This is a genomic window from Pseudonocardia sp. P-1 (assembly GCF_058111925.1).
Window position 1 is genome coordinate 2,562,589 of sequence record NZ_CM176614.1, and the last position, 15,541, is coordinate 2,578,129.

The 15,541-nt window shown below is 73.5% G+C and carries 17 protein-coding genes; 7 read left to right on the forward strand and 10 right to left on the reverse strand.

Going from position 1 to position 15,541, the window contains the following annotated elements:
• Nucleotides 1-35 precede the first annotated feature (35 nt).
• The 5 genes from AC0GKK_RS12420 to AC0GKK_RS12440 all read right to left on the reverse strand — a co-directional run bounded on the left by AC0GKK_RS12420 (nt 36) and on the right by AC0GKK_RS12440 (nt 2,764).
• Complete coding sequence (locus tag AC0GKK_RS12420) at nt 36-752, reverse strand: hypothetical protein (RefSeq protein ID WP_251787236.1); 717 nt, start codon at nt 750-752, stop codon at nt 36-38.
• Nucleotides 749-949: a hypothetical protein gene (locus AC0GKK_RS12425; protein ID WP_489883900.1), complete on the reverse strand. Its 201-nt coding sequence runs from the start codon at nt 947-949 to the stop codon at nt 749-751. Before AC0GKK_RS12425 ends, AC0GKK_RS12420 begins: the two co-directional genes overlap by 4 nt.
• A gap of 11 nt (nt 950-960) precedes the next feature.
• Nucleotides 961-1,608, reverse strand: a complete 648-nt coding sequence (locus AC0GKK_RS12430; protein WP_489883901.1) for an ATP-binding cassette domain-containing protein — start codon at nt 1,606-1,608, stop codon at nt 961-963.
• A 177-nt stretch (nt 1,609-1,785) separates the two neighbouring features.
• Nucleotides 1,786-2,418: a DedA family protein gene (locus AC0GKK_RS12435; protein WP_346102827.1), complete on the reverse strand. Its 633-nt coding sequence runs from the start codon at nt 2,416-2,418 to the stop codon at nt 1,786-1,788.
• A gap of 52 nt (nt 2,419-2,470) precedes the next feature.
• Nucleotides 2,471-2,764 carry a Dabb family protein gene (locus AC0GKK_RS12440; protein ID WP_251787235.1) on the reverse strand — a complete coding sequence of 98 codons (294 nt, stop codon included), beginning with the start codon at nt 2,762-2,764 and terminating at the stop codon, nt 2,471-2,473.
• Between the two features lie 62 nt (nt 2,765-2,826).
• On the opposite strand from AC0GKK_RS12440, the gene AC0GKK_RS12445 reads away from it, so the two are divergent.
• Nucleotides 2,827-3,186: a DUF1330 domain-containing protein gene (locus AC0GKK_RS12445; protein WP_208824631.1), complete on the forward strand. Its 360-nt coding sequence runs from the start codon at nt 2,827-2,829 to the stop codon at nt 3,184-3,186.
• A gap of 64 nt (nt 3,187-3,250) precedes the next feature.
• Here the strand turns inward: AC0GKK_RS12445 and AC0GKK_RS12450 are convergent, their stop codons facing one another.
• Together AC0GKK_RS12450 and AC0GKK_RS12455 are read right to left on the reverse strand one after the other, a co-directional pair.
• On the reverse strand, nt 3,251-5,428 hold the full coding sequence (locus AC0GKK_RS12450) for a 3-hydroxyacyl-CoA dehydrogenase NAD-binding domain-containing protein (protein WP_208824629.1): 2,178 nt from the start codon (nt 5,426-5,428) through the stop codon (nt 3,251-3,253).
• Between the two features lie 14 nt (nt 5,429-5,442).
• Entirely contained in the window at nt 5,443-6,663 is a 1,221-nt protein-coding gene (locus tag AC0GKK_RS12455; RefSeq protein ID WP_202968078.1) for an acetyl-CoA C-acetyltransferase, read from the reverse strand.
• 179 nt (nt 6,664-6,842) lie between these two features.
• Between AC0GKK_RS12455 and AC0GKK_RS12460 the strand changes: the two genes are divergently transcribed.
• Both AC0GKK_RS12460 and AC0GKK_RS12465 read left to right on the forward strand, forming a co-directional pair.
• Entirely contained in the window at nt 6,843-7,631 is a 789-nt protein-coding gene (locus tag AC0GKK_RS12460; RefSeq protein WP_346102822.1) for a MerR family transcriptional regulator, read from the forward strand.
• Nucleotides 7,632-7,660: 29 nt separating this feature from the next.
• Entirely contained in the window at nt 7,661-8,098 is a 438-nt protein-coding gene (locus AC0GKK_RS12465) for an acyl-CoA thioesterase (protein WP_346102820.1), read from the forward strand.
• A 39-nt stretch (nt 8,099-8,137) separates the two neighbouring features.
• Here the strand turns inward: AC0GKK_RS12465 and AC0GKK_RS12470 are convergent, their stop codons facing one another.
• On the reverse strand, nt 8,138-9,313 hold the full coding sequence (locus tag AC0GKK_RS12470; protein WP_405419708.1) for a fumarylacetoacetate hydrolase family protein: 1,176 nt from the start codon (nt 9,311-9,313) through the stop codon (nt 8,138-8,140).
• 149 nt (nt 9,314-9,462) lie between these two features.
• Here AC0GKK_RS12470 and AC0GKK_RS12475 point away from each other — a divergent pair, with 149 nt between their 5' ends.
• From AC0GKK_RS12475 to AC0GKK_RS12490, 4 genes are all read left to right on the forward strand, one after another.
• Entirely contained in the window at nt 9,463-10,029 is a 567-nt protein-coding gene (locus tag AC0GKK_RS12475) for a hypothetical protein (protein WP_405419711.1), read from the forward strand.
• 168 nt (nt 10,030-10,197) lie between these two features.
• Nucleotides 10,198-11,286, forward strand: coding sequence for an S-(hydroxymethyl)mycothiol dehydrogenase (locus tag AC0GKK_RS12480; protein WP_476653729.1), 1,089 nt, complete (start codon nt 10,198-10,200; stop codon nt 11,284-11,286).
• On the forward strand, nt 11,286-11,912 hold the full coding sequence (locus AC0GKK_RS12485) for an MBL fold metallo-hydrolase (protein ID WP_346102812.1): 627 nt from the start codon (nt 11,286-11,288) through the stop codon (nt 11,910-11,912). Before AC0GKK_RS12480 ends, AC0GKK_RS12485 begins: the two co-directional genes overlap by 1 nt.
• Before the next feature lie 157 nt (nt 11,913-12,069).
• Nucleotides 12,070-13,215 (forward strand): MFS transporter, encoded by a 1,146-nt coding sequence (locus AC0GKK_RS12490; protein WP_251787230.1) that lies wholly within the window; start codon nt 12,070-12,072, stop codon nt 13,213-13,215.
• A 43-nt stretch (nt 13,216-13,258) separates the two neighbouring features.
• Here AC0GKK_RS12490 and AC0GKK_RS12495 read toward each other — a convergent pair whose 3' ends face one another.
• Together AC0GKK_RS12495 and AC0GKK_RS12500 are read right to left on the reverse strand one after the other, a co-directional pair.
• Nucleotides 13,259-14,272, reverse strand: coding sequence for an iron-siderophore ABC transporter substrate-binding protein (locus AC0GKK_RS12495; RefSeq protein ID WP_489883902.1), 1,014 nt, complete (start codon nt 14,270-14,272; stop codon nt 13,259-13,261).
• 65 nt (nt 14,273-14,337) lie between these two features.
• Entirely contained in the window at nt 14,338-15,495 is a 1,158-nt protein-coding gene (locus AC0GKK_RS12500; protein WP_489883903.1) for an amidohydrolase family protein, read from the reverse strand.
• Between the last annotated feature and the right edge of the window lie 46 nt (nt 15,496-15,541).

Here is a 15,541-nt window from a genome sequence, read left to right on the forward strand (position 1 = left end):
GACGGACCCGGGGCGGTGCCGGGCGGAGCAGCAGGTCAGCGGCGCAGACGGCCGACCCGCCGGCCGAGACGTGCGCCCAGCTCGCGCAGCCCGCCGCCCTGCTCGACCCGGACCACCAGCGCCGTCGCCGCCACCGCCACCAGCAGCGCGACGACCAGGTCGCCGAACGGGCCCACCCCGAGCCGCCCGCTCCCCAGGGCCGCGGCCGCGGTCCCGACCGGCGGCAGCCACGACTGCGTCCCGGTCACCACGAGCACGACCAGCGCACCGATCAGCGCGACGCCCTCGTTGCGGACCACCGGCCGGGAGAACACCGACCCCACCGCGGCGCCGGTGATCCCGCAGGCCAGGTGGGCGAGCAGCCCGTCGAGCAGGCTCCCGGTCGTCGCCGTGCCCCAGGCCGCGACCACGCCCCACACCACGGCGAGCAGCCCGAGCACCGCCACGCCCGCCGTGGCGGCGATCAGCACGCCGGCCGCGACCGGCCAGGGGCCGCCCGCGGCGGACAGGGTGACGGTGCGGGCGTCGTCGTCCTCGGACTCGGCCAGCGCGTGCGCCAGCCAGGCCCCGACCGGGTAGAGCAGCAGCGCGCTGGCCGCCCACGGCGCGGGCAACGGGCCGGGCGCGCCGCCGAACAGCACGGCGAGGGCGCCGGCGTAGAGCACCAGCGGGGCGACGAAGCGTTCGGTGCGGCCGACGTCCTCGCCCAACAGCATCGCCACGGCGAACGCCGAGCGCACCCGCCGCCTCACCGGCCGCCCTCCGGAGGACCCGGGCGGACCGGCCGCACCGAACGGACCGCGCAGCCCGCGGCGAGCGCGGCCGCCAACCAGGCGTCGCTCTCGGGGGCGGGGACCCGCACGGTGAACCGGCCCGGCGCCGCACCCTCGACGCGGGCGGGCGGCAGCACCCGTTCCAGCAGCGGGCGGGGGTCTCCCGCACAGGCCATGTCCAGGCGCATCATCGCCCGGGCGGCGGCGCGGTCGGCAACGGCACGGAGTCCGGGTCGGAGGCGGTCGCGATCCGGCCCTCGCGCAGCCGGTGCAGGCGGGCGCCGGGCAGACCGGCCGCGGTACCGGTGTGGTCGGTCAGCAGGGTCGGGGCGGCGCGGGCGGTGAGCAGCCGGGTCAGGGCGTCCGCGGCGTCGTCGTCGAGACCGTTCCAGGGTTCGTCGAGCACGAGCACGCCGGGCTCGCAGGCCAGCGCCTGCACCAGCCCGACCTTGCGGGCGTTGCCGGTCGACAGGTCGGCCATCGGCTCGTCGTCGTCGCCGTCGTACCCGAGCTCGGTCAGCAGCACCTCGGCGCGGTCGGCGGCGTCGTCGACGTCGACGCCGCGCACCCGGGCGATGTGGTCGAGCCAGCGTCGCGGGGTCAGCTTGCGGGCGGCCGGGAACCGGTCGGGCAGGTAGCCGACGACCTCGGGGACGTCCTCGACCTCGCCCGCGGTCGGGGCGAGTGCACCGGCGGCGACCCGCAGCAGCGTGGACTTGCCCGCCCCGTTGCCTCCCCGCACGACGGTCGGCACGGCAGGGTCGACGTCGAGGTCGGCACCGCGCAGGGCGACCGTCCCCGACGGGTGGGTGTGGTGGATCCCGACCAGGCGCACCCGACCACCTCCACCGCTCGTCGCCGCCCGTGCGTGACGATCAGGTTCGCACAGCGGCGCGGGCCCGAGGCCCGGCGGTGGCCCGGCGGTGGCCCGGCGGTACGGCCCGTGGCGGGACCGGTACGCAGGGTTGTCGTGATCACCCGTCCGGCGCAGCCGGACGTCGGCTCGGCGCGTTCAGCCGGTCCCGGTCGACACCCCGGCGTCGCGGTGGCGACGCTGCCGGAGTTTCCGCACGACCAGCCACACGATCGCCGCCGCGCCGAGCACGGCGACGACCTTGCTGATCGGCGACACGTAGACCTCGATGACCTCCCAGCGCTCGCCGAGCACGTATCCGAGGGAGACGAACAGCGCGTTCCAGACACCGCTGCCGAGCGCGGACAGCGCGGTGAACCGCAGCAGCGGCATCCGGGCGATCCCGGCCGGGATCGAGATCAGGCTGCGCACGATCGGGATGCAGCGCCCCCCGAGGACGAACCAGTTCCCCCACCGCTCGAACAGCGCGAGCCCCTTCTCCAGGTCCTTCTGGCTGGAGACGACGAACCAGCGACGCCCGCAGAGCCGGTGCACCCGCTCGAACCCGAGCCAGTGGCCCAGCGCGTAGAGGACCAGCGCCCCGGCGACGGCTCCCATCGTGGCCGCCGCCCAGACCGCGACCGGGTCCATCGCGCCGGTCGAGGCGCGGAAGCCACCCAGCGGGAGGATCACCTCCGACGGGATCGGCGGGACCACGTTCTCCAGGAAGATCAGCAACCCGATGCCGGCGGCGCCGAGCCGGTCCACGATGTCGAACACCCACTGCGTCACGCACACCATGGTGCCCGAGGATCAGGTCATCCGGTTGGTCCGGTTCGACCGGTCAGGGCAGGCGGAACTGGATCCGCTCGATCGACGAGCAGAGCGGGGCGAACAACTCGCGACGGATCCGGTTGTGCTCGTCGTCGGCGTCGTAGACGCGGTAGGACTCCTCGTCGGGCAGGTCGAGGGTGAGCACGAAGTGCGCGTTGCCCTCGCGCAGCCCCAGGTCCAGGCCGGCCTTCAGGTCGAGGTCGAGGCCCTCGACGCGCAGGTCGCGCAGCGCCTGGAGGCCCTTCTCGATCCCGGCCGGGTCCACGCCGTCCTTCAGCCGGCCGACCACCACGTTGCGGATCATGTACCGGGCTCCTTCCGTCGTCGTCGGGTACCGCCCCCGGAGATCGACCCTAGACTCGGCCGATGGCAGTGAACCCGTCCGGCGCGGACATGAAGGCCTTCCTCGCCGAGGACCCCGACCAGCCGGTCGTGATGCTGAACCTGCTGCGCTTCGCCGAGGGCGGCGAGGCCCGCTACGACGACTACGTCACCCACTTCCGGGCCACCGCCGCCCGGTTCGGCGCCGAGGTCGTCTACTTCGGGCGCGGGCTGGCACCGGTCGTCGCCGAGCCGGGCCAGGAGTGGGACGCGGTGCTCCTGGTGTCCTACCCGAGCCGGCGGGCCTTCTCCGAGATGGTCCGCGACCCCGGCTACCAGGAGGGGACCCACATCCGGACCGAGGCACTGGTCGAGGCGACGCTGCAGCCCACCGTGCCCCGCTGAGCGGGCCCGGAACGCACCGACCCCCGCCGGCGGAGGCGCCGGCGGGGGTCGGTGTCGGGCGGGGTCAGGCGGCCGCGGTGGCCGACTCCCCCTTCGCCGCGCGGTCACGCAGCGACTGCGGGACCTCGAAGCGCTCGCCGTACTTCGCCTTCAGCTCGTCGGCGCGGGCAACGAAGCCGGCCGGGCCGCCGGGGTAGCCCTCGATGTACTGCAGCACGCCGCCGGTCCAGGCCGGGAAGCCGATACCGAAGATCGAGCCGATGTTGGCGTCGGCGACGGTGGTCAGCACTCCCTCGTCGACGCACTTCACGGTCTCGATCGACTCGATGATGAGCATCCGCTCGGACAGCTCGTGCAGGTCGACGTCGTGGTTCGTCGCGCCGAAGTGCTCGCGCAGACCGGGCCAGAGGCCGGTGCGCTTGCCGTCGGAGTACTCGTAGAACCCGGCGCCGCTGCTCTTGCCCTTGCGGTCGAACTCGTCGACCAGCCGGTCGATCACCGGGTCGGACGGGTGCGGGGTCCAGGTGCCGCCGGCGGCCTCGACGCCCTTCTTCGTCTCCTCGCGGATCTTGCGCGGCAGCGTGAGGGTCAGCTCGTCCATCAGCTGCAGCACCGGGGCCGGGTACCCGGCCTGCGACGACGCCTGCTCGATCGTCTGCGGGTCGATGCCCTCGGCGATCATCGCGACGCCCTCGTTGATGAAGGTGCCGATCACGCGACTGGTGAAGAAGCCGCGGGAGTCGTTGACGACGATCGGGGTCTTCCTGATCCCCAGCGTCAGGTCGAACGCCTTGGCCAGGGCCTCGTCGTTCGTGCGCTCACCCTTGATGATCTCGACCAGCGGCATCTTGTCGACCGGCGAGAAGAAGTGCAGACCGATGAAGTCGTCCGGGCGGTCGACGCCCTTGGCCAGCTCGGTGATGGGCAGCGTCGAGGTGTTCGAGCACAGCAGCGCGTCGGAGTTGATGTACTTCGCGGCCTCGCGGAACACCTCCTGCTTCAGCTCGACGGACTCGAAGACGGCCTCGATGACGACGTCGCAGCCGGCGAGGTCGGCGTAGTCGTCGGTCGGCAGGATGCGGCCGAGCAGCGCGTCGCCCTTCTCCTGCGTGGTCTTCCCGCGCTTGACGCCCTTCTCGACGAGACCCTGCGAGTAGGCCTTGCCCTTCTCGGCGGCCTCCTTCGAGACGTCCTTGAGCACGACGTCCCAGCCGGCGAGGGAGCAGACGTAGGCGATGCCCGCGCCCATCATCCCGGCGCCGAGCACGGCGACCTTGGTCGGCTGCCACTTGGCGGGGCCGTCCGGGCGGGACTTGCCGCCGTTGATGGCGTTGAGGTCGAAGAAGAACGCCTTGGTCATGTTCTTCGAGACCTGACCGGTCACGAGCTCCGCGAAGTAGCGGCCCTCGATCTTCTGCGCGGTCTCGAAGTCGACCTGGCTGCCCTCGACGGCAGCCGCGAGGATGTTGCGCGGGGCCGGCATCGGCGCACCCTTGAGCTGCTTGCGCAGGTTCGCCGGGAACGCCGGGAGGATCGAGGCCAGCGAGGGGCTCGACGGCGTGCCGCCGGGGATCCGGTACTTCGGCTGGTCCCAGGGCTGGGTGGTGTGCTCGGGGTTGGCGAGCACCCACGCGCGGGCCTTGTCGAAGGCCTCCTCGCGGGTGGCCGCGAGCTCGTCGATCAGGCCCAGCTCCAGCGCCTTGGCCGGCTTGTGCCGCTGGCCCTGCGCGAGGACGTTCATGAAGCCGTTCGCGATGCCCAGCATGCGGGTGACGCGGGTGACGCCGCCGCCACCGGGCAGCAGGCCCAGGCTCACCTCGGGCAGGCCGTAGACGACGCCCTTCGCGTCGACGCCGACCCGGTGGTGGGTCGCCAGCGCGATCTCCAGGCCACCGCCCAGGGCGGTGCCGACGAGCGCGGACGCGACCGGGCGGCCGAAGGTCTCCAGCTTGCGCAGCTGGGCCTTGACCTCGGTCACCAGCTCGAAGATCTTCTCGGCGTCGTCGGGACCGGCCGCGCTGAGCTGCTCGAGGTTCCCGCCGGCGAAGAAGGTCTTCTTGGCCGAGGTGACGACGACACCGACGATGTCGTCCTTGTGCTTCTCCAGGTCGTCGACGACCTCCCGCATGGCCTCGCGGTAGGCGTCGTTCATGGTGTTGGCGCTGCTGGCCGGGTCGTCGAGGGTGACGACGGCGACGCCGTCGGCGTCGGACTCCCAGCGGACGGCCTTCTGCTCAGTCACTGATCCAGTCCCTTTCAGACGCGCTCGACGATGGTGGCGATGCCCATGCCGCCGCCCACGCACAACGTGGCCAGGCCGCGGCGCAGGTCACGGCGCTCCAGCTCGTCGACGAGGGTGCCGAGGATCATCGCGCCGGTGGCCCCCAGCGGGTGGCCCATCGCGATGGCCCCACCGTTGACGTTGGTGATCTCGTGGGAGATGTCCATGTCGCGCATGAAGCGCAGGGCCACGGCCGCGAACGCCTCGTTGATCTCGAAGAGGTCGATGTCGCCGACCGACAGCCCGGCCTTGGCCAGCGCCTTGCGCGCGGCGGGCGCCGGACCGGTCAGCATGATCGTCGGGTCGGCGCCGGACAGCGCGGTGGCGACGATGCGCGCACGCGGGGTCAGGCCGTTGGCCTTCCCGGCGGCCTCGGTGCCGATGAGGGTGAGCGCCGCACCGTCGACGATGCCGGAGCTGTTGCCCGCGTGGTGGACGTGGTCGATCTTCTCGACCCAGTGGTACTTCTGCAGCGCCACCGCGTCGAACCCGCCGTCGCGGCCCATCATCTCGAAGGACGGCTTGAGCCCGCCCAGCGCCTCGACGGTCGCGCCGGCGCGGATGTGCTCGTCGCGGTCGAGGATGGTCAGGCCGTTGCGGTCCTTGACCGGGATGACCGAGTTCGCGAAGCGACCGTCGGCCCACGCCTTGGCGGCCCGGGTCTGCGACTCGACGGCGAAGGTGTCGACGTCGGTGCGGGACCAGCCCTCGACGGTCGCGATGAGGTCGGCGCCGATGCCCTGCGGCACGAAGCCGGTGGCGTAGGCGGTGTCGGGGTCCATCGCCCAGGCGCCGCCGTCGGAGCCCATCGGCACCCGGCTCATGCCCTCGACGCCACCGGCGAGGACGAGCTCCTCCATACCGGAGCGGACCTTCTGCGCGGCGGTGTTCACGGCCTCCAGGCCGGAGGCGCAGAAGCGGTTGAGCTGCACACCGGCGACGGTGTCGGGCAGCCCGGACGCGATCGCGGCGGTCTTGGCGATGTCGCCGCCCTGGTCGCCGATCGGCGAGACGACGCCGAGCACGAGGTCGTCGATCGTGTTGGTGTCCAGGTCCGGGTGACGCTCGCGGACCGCGTCGATCAGCCCGGTCACCAGCGAGATCGGCTTGACCTCGTGCAGCGAACCGGAGGCCTTGCCCCGTCCGCGCGGTGTACGGATCGCGTCGTAGATGTAGGCCTCGGGAATCTCGCTCATCCGAACCTCTCGTGGGGTGGTCGGCACGGGGGCGGTACAGGCGGCACTGCCCCTACTTACTGGTAGCTTTTGTTACAGCAGCACTGTCACATGGGTCAAGACGGACCGACGTGCATGTGACACGGATGATGTCACACCAGCACTGTCATATCGAGCGGCCGACCCGTAATCTGCTCGCCATGTCCGCCGCCATCGACGGCTCCGCGCTGAGCCCGACCCCCGACGACGGGGATCTCCTCACCGTCGACCAGCTCGCCGAGCGGACCGGGATGTCGGTGCGCACCATCCGCTTCTACGCGAGCAAGGGACTCATCCCCGCGCCCCGGCTGCGCGGCCGCACGGGCCTCTACGACGCCGCGCACCGCGCCCGGCTGGAGCTGATCGGCGAGCTCACCGGGCTGGGCTTCACCCTCGCCGCGATCGAACGGCAGCTGGAACGGGTACCGCTGGAGACCGCGCCGGAGGAGCTGGCCCTGCAGCGCGCGCTGCTCACGCCCTGGCTGCCCGAGGTCGACGAGGAGCTGGACCGGGCCGGGCTCGACCGGCGCGCGGGTCGCCGTCTGTCCGACGACGACGTCACCACCCTCGAACGGCTCGGTGCCCTGACCCGGCTGCCCGGCGACGGCCCGGCGACCGTCCGGCTGCACGGCGCGGTCGCGCTCGGCTCCGCACTGGAGGCACTGGACTCCGGCCTGCCCCCCGAGCTGTGGAAGCGTTCGCACGACCTCATCGAGCGGCACACCGCCGCGCTCGCGGAGGACCTGATGACGCTGTTCCAGGACGAGGTCCTGCAGCCCTACCGGGACCGCGGCCGCCCCGCCGACGAGCGGCGACGGCTCGCCGCCGCCTTCTCCCGGCTCAAGCCGATCACCCTGCAGGGCGTCGTCGCAGCGTTCGGGCGGGCGGTCAACCGGGCCATCCGGGAGCGCGTCGACTCCTCCGGGGGCTCCGACCGGCACGAGGGGTGAGCCCGGCCGGTGAGTCGTAACATCGGCCCATGGCGAGCTTCGAGTTCCCGGTCCGGGTGCGCTACCACGAGGTCGACGCCCAGGGGGTCGTCTTCAACGCCTGGTACCTGGCCTGGTTCGACGAGGCGATGACCGAGTTCCTCGAGTCCCGCGGTCTCACCTACCGGGCGATGCTCGACGCCGGATACGACGTCCAGCTCGTCCACACCGAGCTCGACTGGCGGGCCGGGGTCGGGTGGGGCGAGGACGTCGCCGTCGCGGTGTCGACGGCGCGGATCGGCCGGACCAGCTTCGCGCTCGACTTCCAGGTCCGCGCCCTCGACGACGCGGGCGAGCGCATCGTCACCTGCGACTGTCGCACCGTCTACGTGGTCATCGCCGTCGACGGCAGCGGCAAGCAGGAGGTGCCGGCGCTGATCCTGAACGCGCTCGGCGACCCCGAGCCGCTGATGCCGCTGCGCCCCTGAGCACCCCCGGCCGAGGGCCTCCCCCGCCGGCTGCGGCGGTCAGGCGCCGCGGATCCGGCCGCGGACCTCGCCGAGGGCGACCCGGCCGCCGTCGCGGGCGGGCGCGGTCGCGGTCATCACGACCTCGTCGCCGTCCTCCAGCCAGGTGCGCGAGGCGCCGCCGGCGAGCACGACCGGGTCGCGGCCGTTCCAGGACAGCTCAAGCATCGAGCCGAACCCGCTGCGCTCCGGGCCGGAGACGGTGCCCGAGCCGAGCAGGTCGCCGGCGCGCAGCCCGGCGCCGCCCGAGGTGAGGTGGGCCACCATCTGCTCCGGGGACCAGTACAGGTCCCTCGCGGGCGGGGACGCGACCAGCTCGCCGTTGACGTGCACGGCGAGGTCGATGTCGAGGCCGAGCGCGGGCTCGCCCGGGGTGAGGTAGGGCAGCGGCGCGGGGTCGTGAGCGGGCAGCGGGACCCGGGCCGCGGACAGCTCGTCGAGCGGTGTCACCCACGCCGAGATCGACGTCGCGAAGGACTTGCCCAGGTGCGGGCCGAGCGGGCGGGACTCGAAGAACTGGATGTCGCGGGCGGACCAGTCGTTGAGCAGCACGACGCCGAGGACGTGGTCGGCGGCGTCGTCGATCCCGACCGGCCCCGGGACCGGCCCGCCGAGGACGAAGCCGAGCTCGGCCTCGAAGTCGAGCTTGGCGCAGGGACCGAAGTCCTCGGGCCCGCGCTGCCCCGACGGGCGTGCGACCGGGGTGCCGGTGACCCGGACCGTGCCGGATCGGCCGTGGTACCCGAGCGGAATCCGCCGCCAGTTCGGGGTGAGCGGGTCCTCGGCGTCCGGACGGAAGATCAGTCCGGCGTTCCGGGCGTGCTGCTCGCAGGCGTAGAAGTCGACGTAGTCGGCGACGGCGAAGGGCAGCACCGGGACCAGTCCCTCGTCGGGCAGGCGGTACGCGGCGGCCCGCTCGTGGTCCTCGCGCCAGCCGCGCAGCCACTGGACGACCTCGCGCCAGGCCGGGGCACCGGCGTCGAGCAGCCGGGTCAGGTCGGGCGCCGCCAGCAGGTCGGGGTACGGGCCGCGCTGCGCGGTGGCCAGCGAGCCGACGTCGAGCAGGCCACCGTCCGGCAGCGGGCAGGCGATACGCGAGCTCCCGGGGCGCCCCTTCCCCGCGACGGCGCCGAGCGCGAGGGCGGGGGCGGTCGTCGGCGGTGGCGCAGTCGTCACGGTCCCCGACCGTAGGCGATCCGGCGACGGCGTGGGTGGGAACTCGCCGCGGTTGTCACACGTTCGACCGGTGCGTCCGATCCGTCCGGATCGGACACGTACCGACACACCACCGGGAACTCACCCGGAACGCAGGAGGACACCCGCAGATGGGTCTGCTCGACAAGCTCAAGGAGCGCCTCACCGGAGGCGCGCAGACACAGCCGCAGCAGGGCTTCGGGGGCGCGCCCCACCAGGGCTCCGGCCGGGCGCAGCAGCAGGATCCCGACCAGCAGGCGATCGAGCGCTACCGCTACATGCTCCGCACCGCCCCGCCGGAGCAGGTGGAGCAGGCACACGCGGAGGCCTTCGCGAAGCTGACCCCCGAACAGCGGCAGGCGGTGCTGACCGACGTCGGCGCGCAGGTCCCCGAGGCCGAGCGGGCGCGGTCGACCGACCCGCAGGAGCTGGCGCGGATGGCGACCCGCGCCGAGATGCGCAACCCAGGGACGATGGAGCGCTCGCTCGCCGGCGGCCGTGGCCCGGGCATGGGCGGGATGATCGCCGGGTCGCTGCTCGCGGGGGTCGCGGGTGCGTTCATCGGCACGGCGATCGCCGGCGCGATGTTCGACGACGCCGGTGCCGGTGAGGACGTGGCCGCGGCCGAGGACCCCCCGGCCGATGACCCCGGCTTCGACGACGGCGGCATGGACATGGGTGGCGACTTCGACTTCTGAGGTCGCCCGGCCCGGCCCCGGTCCGCGTCGCGCGGGCCGGGGCCTTTTCGGTACAACACCTGTTGCAAGGCCGGACCCGACCTGGCACCGTCCGGACACCCGTGCCAGAGTCGCCATCCGAGCATCCGTCCCGAGCGGGCGGCATCGAGGACGAGTGGAGTACGAGCAATGGCACAGCAGGTACGTGGCGTCGTGGCCCGCGCCAAGGGTGAGCCGGTCACCGTCGAGACGATCAATGTCCCCGATCCCGGTCCCGGTGAGGCCGTGGTGAAGATCCAGGCCTGCGGGGTCTGCCACACCGACCTGCACTACAAACTCGGCGGCATCAACGACGAGTTCCCCTTCCTGCTCGGCCACGAGGCCGCCGGAATCGTCGAGTCCGTCGGCGACGGCGTCACCGACGTCGCACCCGGCGACTACGTCGTCCTCAACTGGCGCGCCGTCTGCGGCCAGTGCCGGGCCTGCAAGAAGGGCAAGCCCCAGTACTGCTTCGACACCCACAACGCCACCCAGAAGATGACCCTCGAGGACGGCACCGAGCTCTCCCCCGCACTCGGGATCGGCGCGTTCATCGAGAAGACCCTCGTCCACTCCGGACAGTGCACCAAGGTCAACCCCGACGCCCCCGCCAAGGTCGCGGGCCTGCTCGGCTGCGGCGTCATGGCCGGGCTGGGCGCCGCGGTCAACACCGGCCAGATCGGCCGCGGCGACTCCATGGCCGTCATCGGCTGCGGCGGCGTCGGTGACGCCGCCATCGCCGGGGCGAAGCTCGCCGGCGCGACGACGATCATCGCCGTCGACACCGATCCGCGGAAGCTGAAGTGGGCCGAGGAGTTCGGCGCGACCCACACCGTCAACGCCAAGGAGACCGACCCGGTCGAGTTCATCCAGAGCGTGACCGACGGCAACGGCGCCGACGTCGTCATCGAGGCCGTCGGCCGCCCCGAGACCTACAAGCAGGCCTTCTACGCCCGCGACCTCGCCGGCACCGTGGTCCTGGTCGGCGTCCCGACCCCGGACCTGCAGGCACCGGAGATCCCGCTCATCGACTACTTCGGCCGCGGCGGGGCGCTGAAGTCCTCCTGGTACGGCGACTGCCTGCCCAGCCGCGACTTCCCGATGTACGTGGACCTGTTCCTGCAGGGCCGCTTCCCGCTCGACAAGTTCGTCACCGAGGAGATCGGGATCGACGGCGTCGAGCAGGCCTTCGAGAAGATGCACGCCGGTGAGGTCCTCCGCTCGGTGGTGATCCTCTGATGGCCCCGGTCGACCACGTCGTCACCTCCGGCACCTTCAACCTCGACGGCGGCTCCTTCGACGTCGACAACAACGTGTGGATCGTCGGCGACGACCGCGAGGTCATCGTCATCGACGCCGCCCACGACGCCGACGCCATCGCCGCCGCCGTCGGCGACCGCACCGTCACAGCCGTCGTGTGCACCCACGCCCACGACGACCACGTCAACCAGGCACCCGCCCTCGCCGACCGGTTCTCCGCGCCGATCCTGCTCAACCCGGCCGAGATGGTCCTCTGGGACATGACCTGGCCCGACCGCAAGCCCGACCAGGAACTCGCCGACGGCCAGGTCCTCACCGCGGGCGGGATCGACCTGCGGGTGCTGCAGACCCCCGGCCACTCGCCCGGCTCGTCCTGCCTCTACGCCCCCGAGCTCGGCATCGTCTTCACCGGCGACACCCTGTTCCAGGGCGGACCCGGCGCCACCGGACGCTCCTACTCCAGCTTCGACACGATCATCGAGTCCATCCGCACCACCCTGCTCCCGCTGCCGGCCGACACCCGGGTCCGCACCGGACACGGCGACTCCACCCGCATCGGCGACGAGGCACCCCACCTGGAGGAATGGATCCGCAACGGATCCTGACCCCCGCACACGACGCGGCCCGGCCCCTCACCCCGAGAGGCCGGGCCGCGGCCGTTTCCCCGCCGAGATGCACCCCAGCGGGCCGGGGAGATCCACAAACGGGTCCCGGATCCGGGGAGGGGCGGGCCGGGACCGGTGCGGTCTGACACGGTGGGGCGTGCCCCGGTCGCTGTCGTCGCTCCCGTTCCGCCTGCTCCTCGCCGCGACCGCGCTGGCGTTCGGCGGGTACGCCCTGCTCCTGCCGGTCGTGCCGCTGTGGGTGTCCCGGGGCGGCTCCGGCGAGTTCGGCGCGGGGCTGAGCACCGGCGTGCTGATGGCGGCCACCGTGGCCACCCAGCTGCTGGTGCCCGCGATGCTGCGCCGGGTCGGGCACCGTCCGGTGCTGGTCGTGGGGTCGCTGCTGCTCGGCCTCCCGACGCCGTTGCTCGCGCTGACCGCCGACCTCGGGCCCGTGCTGGCGATCTCCGCGGTCCGCGGGATCGGGTTCGGGCTGGCGACGGTCGCCGGGAGCGCGCTCGTCGCGGAGCTGGTCGAGCCCTCCGCACACGGTCGCGCGTCGGCGCGCTACGGCTACGCCGTCGGACTGCCCCAGCTGGTGTTCCTGCCGGCAGGTGTCGCGGTCGTCGACGCGCTGGGGTTCACCGGGGTGTTCCTGCTGGCGGGGATCACCCCGGTCGCCGGAGCCCTGGTGGTGGCGTTCGTGCGGGGCCCCCGGCGGGCCCCGGCACCCCGCCGCGACGACGCCGTCCCGCACCCCCGCGAGACCCGCAGGCGGCTCCCCGCCGCGCCGGTCCTGGCGATGCTGGGCTGCTCCACCGCGCAGGGCGGTGTGATCACCTTCGCCCCGCTCGTCGCCCCCGGGGCGACGGTCGCGGTGCCCGCCGCGCTGTTCGCCACCGCACTCGGCGCGCTGCTCGGCCGCGGCGTCGCGGGCACCCTCACCGACCGCAGCGGACGTCCCGGGGCACTGCTCCCGGTCGGGACGGCGTGCGCCACGGTCGGGCTGCTCGGGGTGCTCGCCGCGCCGTACGCGTCGGTCCTGCTGGTGGTGGGGGCGGCCGTCGTCGGCGCCGGGTTCGGGCTGGTGCAGAACGACGCGATGGTCGCCCTGTTCGCCGCCGCCGGGCCGCTGCACTACGGCGCGGCCAGCGCCGCCTGGAACATCGCCTACGACGCCGGGACGGGCCTGGGGGCGACCGGGCTCGGCGCGATCGCCGAGCCCTTCGGGTTCGCCGCCGCCTTCGGCACGACGGCCGCGGTGCTGCTCCTGCTCACCCCGGCCGTCCGGCGTCGTCGTGCCTGACCACCACCACGGCAACCCCCGGAACGGCGGTCGGGCCGGCGGGTCAGGTCCTCGGAATCGCCCGCTGCAGCTGGGGGACGACCGCGTCGAGCACGGACGGGAGGCTGAGCACGGTCTGCCAGGCGAAGGCCAGCTCGGTGGCCCCCTCCAGGAACACGGTGCGCCCGTCGCGCATCGCGGGCAACCGCGACAGCAGCGGGTCCCCGACGACCGTCGCCTTCCCGCCGGGGGTGAACGACAGCTGGTCCCAGACGATGAGGTCGTGGTCGAGCTCGCTCGCCTGCTCGAAGCTGAACTCGGTGTAGAACCTGCCTGCGGCCAGCTGGTCGATCCTGGGCGGCACCGTGAACCCCAGCTGGGTGAAGAACCGCGAGCGGGGGTCCTGCGAGGAGAACACGCTGATCGTGTCCGCGCTGCGGCTCGCGACGACGACCGAGCGCCCCTTCCACTGCGGGTCGGCGTCGCGTGCGGCGACGAACCTGGCCTCCAGGTCGGTGACCAGCTTCTCGGCCTCGGCCTCCTTGCCCAGCGCCCGCCCGGTCTCGCGGGTGTACTCCTGCCACGGTGCGCCGTAGTCGTCGAACCCCCGGGGCGGTCCGACGGTCGGCGCGACGGCGCTCACCACCGGATAGCTCTGGGCGTCGAGGTCGGAGTAGAGGCCGATCACCAGGTCGGGGCGCTGTGCGGCGATCTTCTCCGGCTCGATGGAGGACATGTTCAGCACCGCCGGTGCCGCGCCCACCGCCTGCGCGGCCGCCCGGGCCCACGGCTGCACGACGACCTTCTCGTCGCCGTACCAGTAGCGCGCCGCCACCGGCGCCACCCCGAGCGCGAGGATCGCGTCGTGGTCGGTGTAGCCCACGGACACCACCCGCTGCGGGGCCTGCGGGATCGTCGCCGCACCGAGCTTGCCCTCGATCGTCACCGGGAACCCGGCACTCCCCGTCGCGGCACCGGTGCCGGTCTCCGACCTGCCGCCCCCGCCACACCCGGCCAGTACGGCGCCACCGGCCGCGGCCAGCGTCGTGAGAAGCATCTGCCGTCGGGTGAGTCCCATGTCCGTTCCCCTTCGCTCGTCCGGCGGAAGGATAGGACACGTTGTGAGGGTTGCCTTTCCTGCATTCAGGTGGGGCTCAACACTCCTCGCCGACGCGGACGGACGGTGGCGCAGGCCAGGTCGAACCCGTGGACCCGCGCCGCGGTGCCGCCGAGCAGGGCGGCGCGGACGTCGTCGTCGAGCTCGGGGAACCGTCCGCGCAGCTCGTCGGGGTAGCGGAAGGTCATGAGGTCGCGGATCAGGCGCGCCGGGCGCACCAGCGGGTAGCCGCTGCCGAACATCAGCCGGTCCGGGCCGTAGGCGGCCAGCAGCTCGCCGAGCGCCTCGGCGGCGGACACCCGGTGCCGGCGCAACGCGATCAGCAGGTCGGTGAGCAGCACGTAGACGTTGGGCAGGCGGGCCAGCCGGACCAGCGAGGCGGTCGGGGCGCAGGCGGCGCCGACCACGAACCGGATCTTGGGCAGGGCCGTGGCCAGCGCGGCGACCTCGGTGACGTCGACGGCACCGGCCGGCAGCGGCCCGGCGCTGCGCACCCGGACCGGGAGCGCGGACCCGGCGCGGACCGGCTCGGCCCACTCCGGCCACCGGGGCCGCGGTACGGCGTCGTCCTCGGCGACGACGCCCGCGTGCGCCCACTCCGGTGCCGCGCGCGACGGTCGCGCGGTCGGCGCGATCCCGATGTGGACCACCCCGGCGCCGGCCTGCTCGGCCCGGATCAGGGTGCGGCGCAGCCACGGCGCCCGCAGCGACAGCGCGGTCTCCGGACGACGGGCCGGCAGCACGGTCAGCGCGCGCAGACCGTCGCGGCCGACCCGGGCCCCGATGCCGCGGGCGCGGGCCCGGTCGGCGGGGTCGAGCTCCCCCGCCATCGCGAGCCGCCCGGGGTGCTCGGCGGCGAGCTCGGCGTGCCAGGCCGGTGCGGCGAACCCGAGCACGAACAGGTCCTCGAAGCCGGCCGGGACGAGCACCGCGCGGTCCACCGCGGAGAGCACGTGCGCGGCCAGCGCCTGCGGCGTGACCAGCTCGAACGCGTCCGCGGACAGCGGGCGCGGCGACGGGTCGACCATCCGGTGACGATGCAGCAGGTCCGCGACGAACTGCTCCCCGGCCGGGCCCGCCTGGTTGTGCGGCCGTCCGTCCCAGCCGTGCACCTGGGCGTCGACGACCGCCGGGAGACCACCGCGCCCCTGGGGCGCTCCGCAGCACCGGTCCACGACGACCACCTCTCCACTGTCGCGGAGCGGCCCGGCACGCGCAGCGCGTGCCGGG

Coding starts and splice junctions, on each gene's coding strand:
- AC0GKK_RS12425 (WP_489883900.1), bottom strand. CDS start 949: ATGGCCTGTGCGGGAGACCCCCGCCCGCTGCTGGAACGGGTGCTGCCG.
- AC0GKK_RS12440 (WP_251787235.1), bottom strand. CDS start 2,764: ATGATCCGCAACGTGGTGGTCGGCCGGCTGAAGGACGGCGTGGACCCG.
- AC0GKK_RS12445 (WP_208824631.1), top strand. CDS start 2,827: ATGGCAGTGAACCCGTCCGGCGCGGACATGAAGGCCTTCCTCGCCGAG.
- AC0GKK_RS12455 (WP_202968078.1), bottom strand. CDS start 6,663: ATGAGCGAGATTCCCGAGGCCTACATCTACGACGCGATCCGTACACCG.
- AC0GKK_RS12460 (WP_346102822.1), top strand. CDS start 6,843: ATGTCCGCCGCCATCGACGGCTCCGCGCTGAGCCCGACCCCCGACGAC.
- AC0GKK_RS12465 (WP_346102820.1), top strand. CDS start 7,661: ATGGCGAGCTTCGAGTTCCCGGTCCGGGTGCGCTACCACGAGGTCGAC.
- AC0GKK_RS12475 (WP_405419711.1), top strand. CDS start 9,463: ATGGGTCTGCTCGACAAGCTCAAGGAGCGCCTCACCGGAGGCGCGCAG.
- AC0GKK_RS12480 (WP_476653729.1), top strand. CDS start 10,198: ATGGCACAGCAGGTACGTGGCGTCGTGGCCCGCGCCAAGGGTGAGCCG.
- AC0GKK_RS12485 (WP_346102812.1), top strand. CDS start 11,286: ATGGCCCCGGTCGACCACGTCGTCACCTCCGGCACCTTCAACCTCGAC.
- AC0GKK_RS12495 (WP_489883902.1), bottom strand. CDS start 14,272: ATGGGACTCACCCGACGGCAGATGCTTCTCACGACGCTGGCCGCGGCC.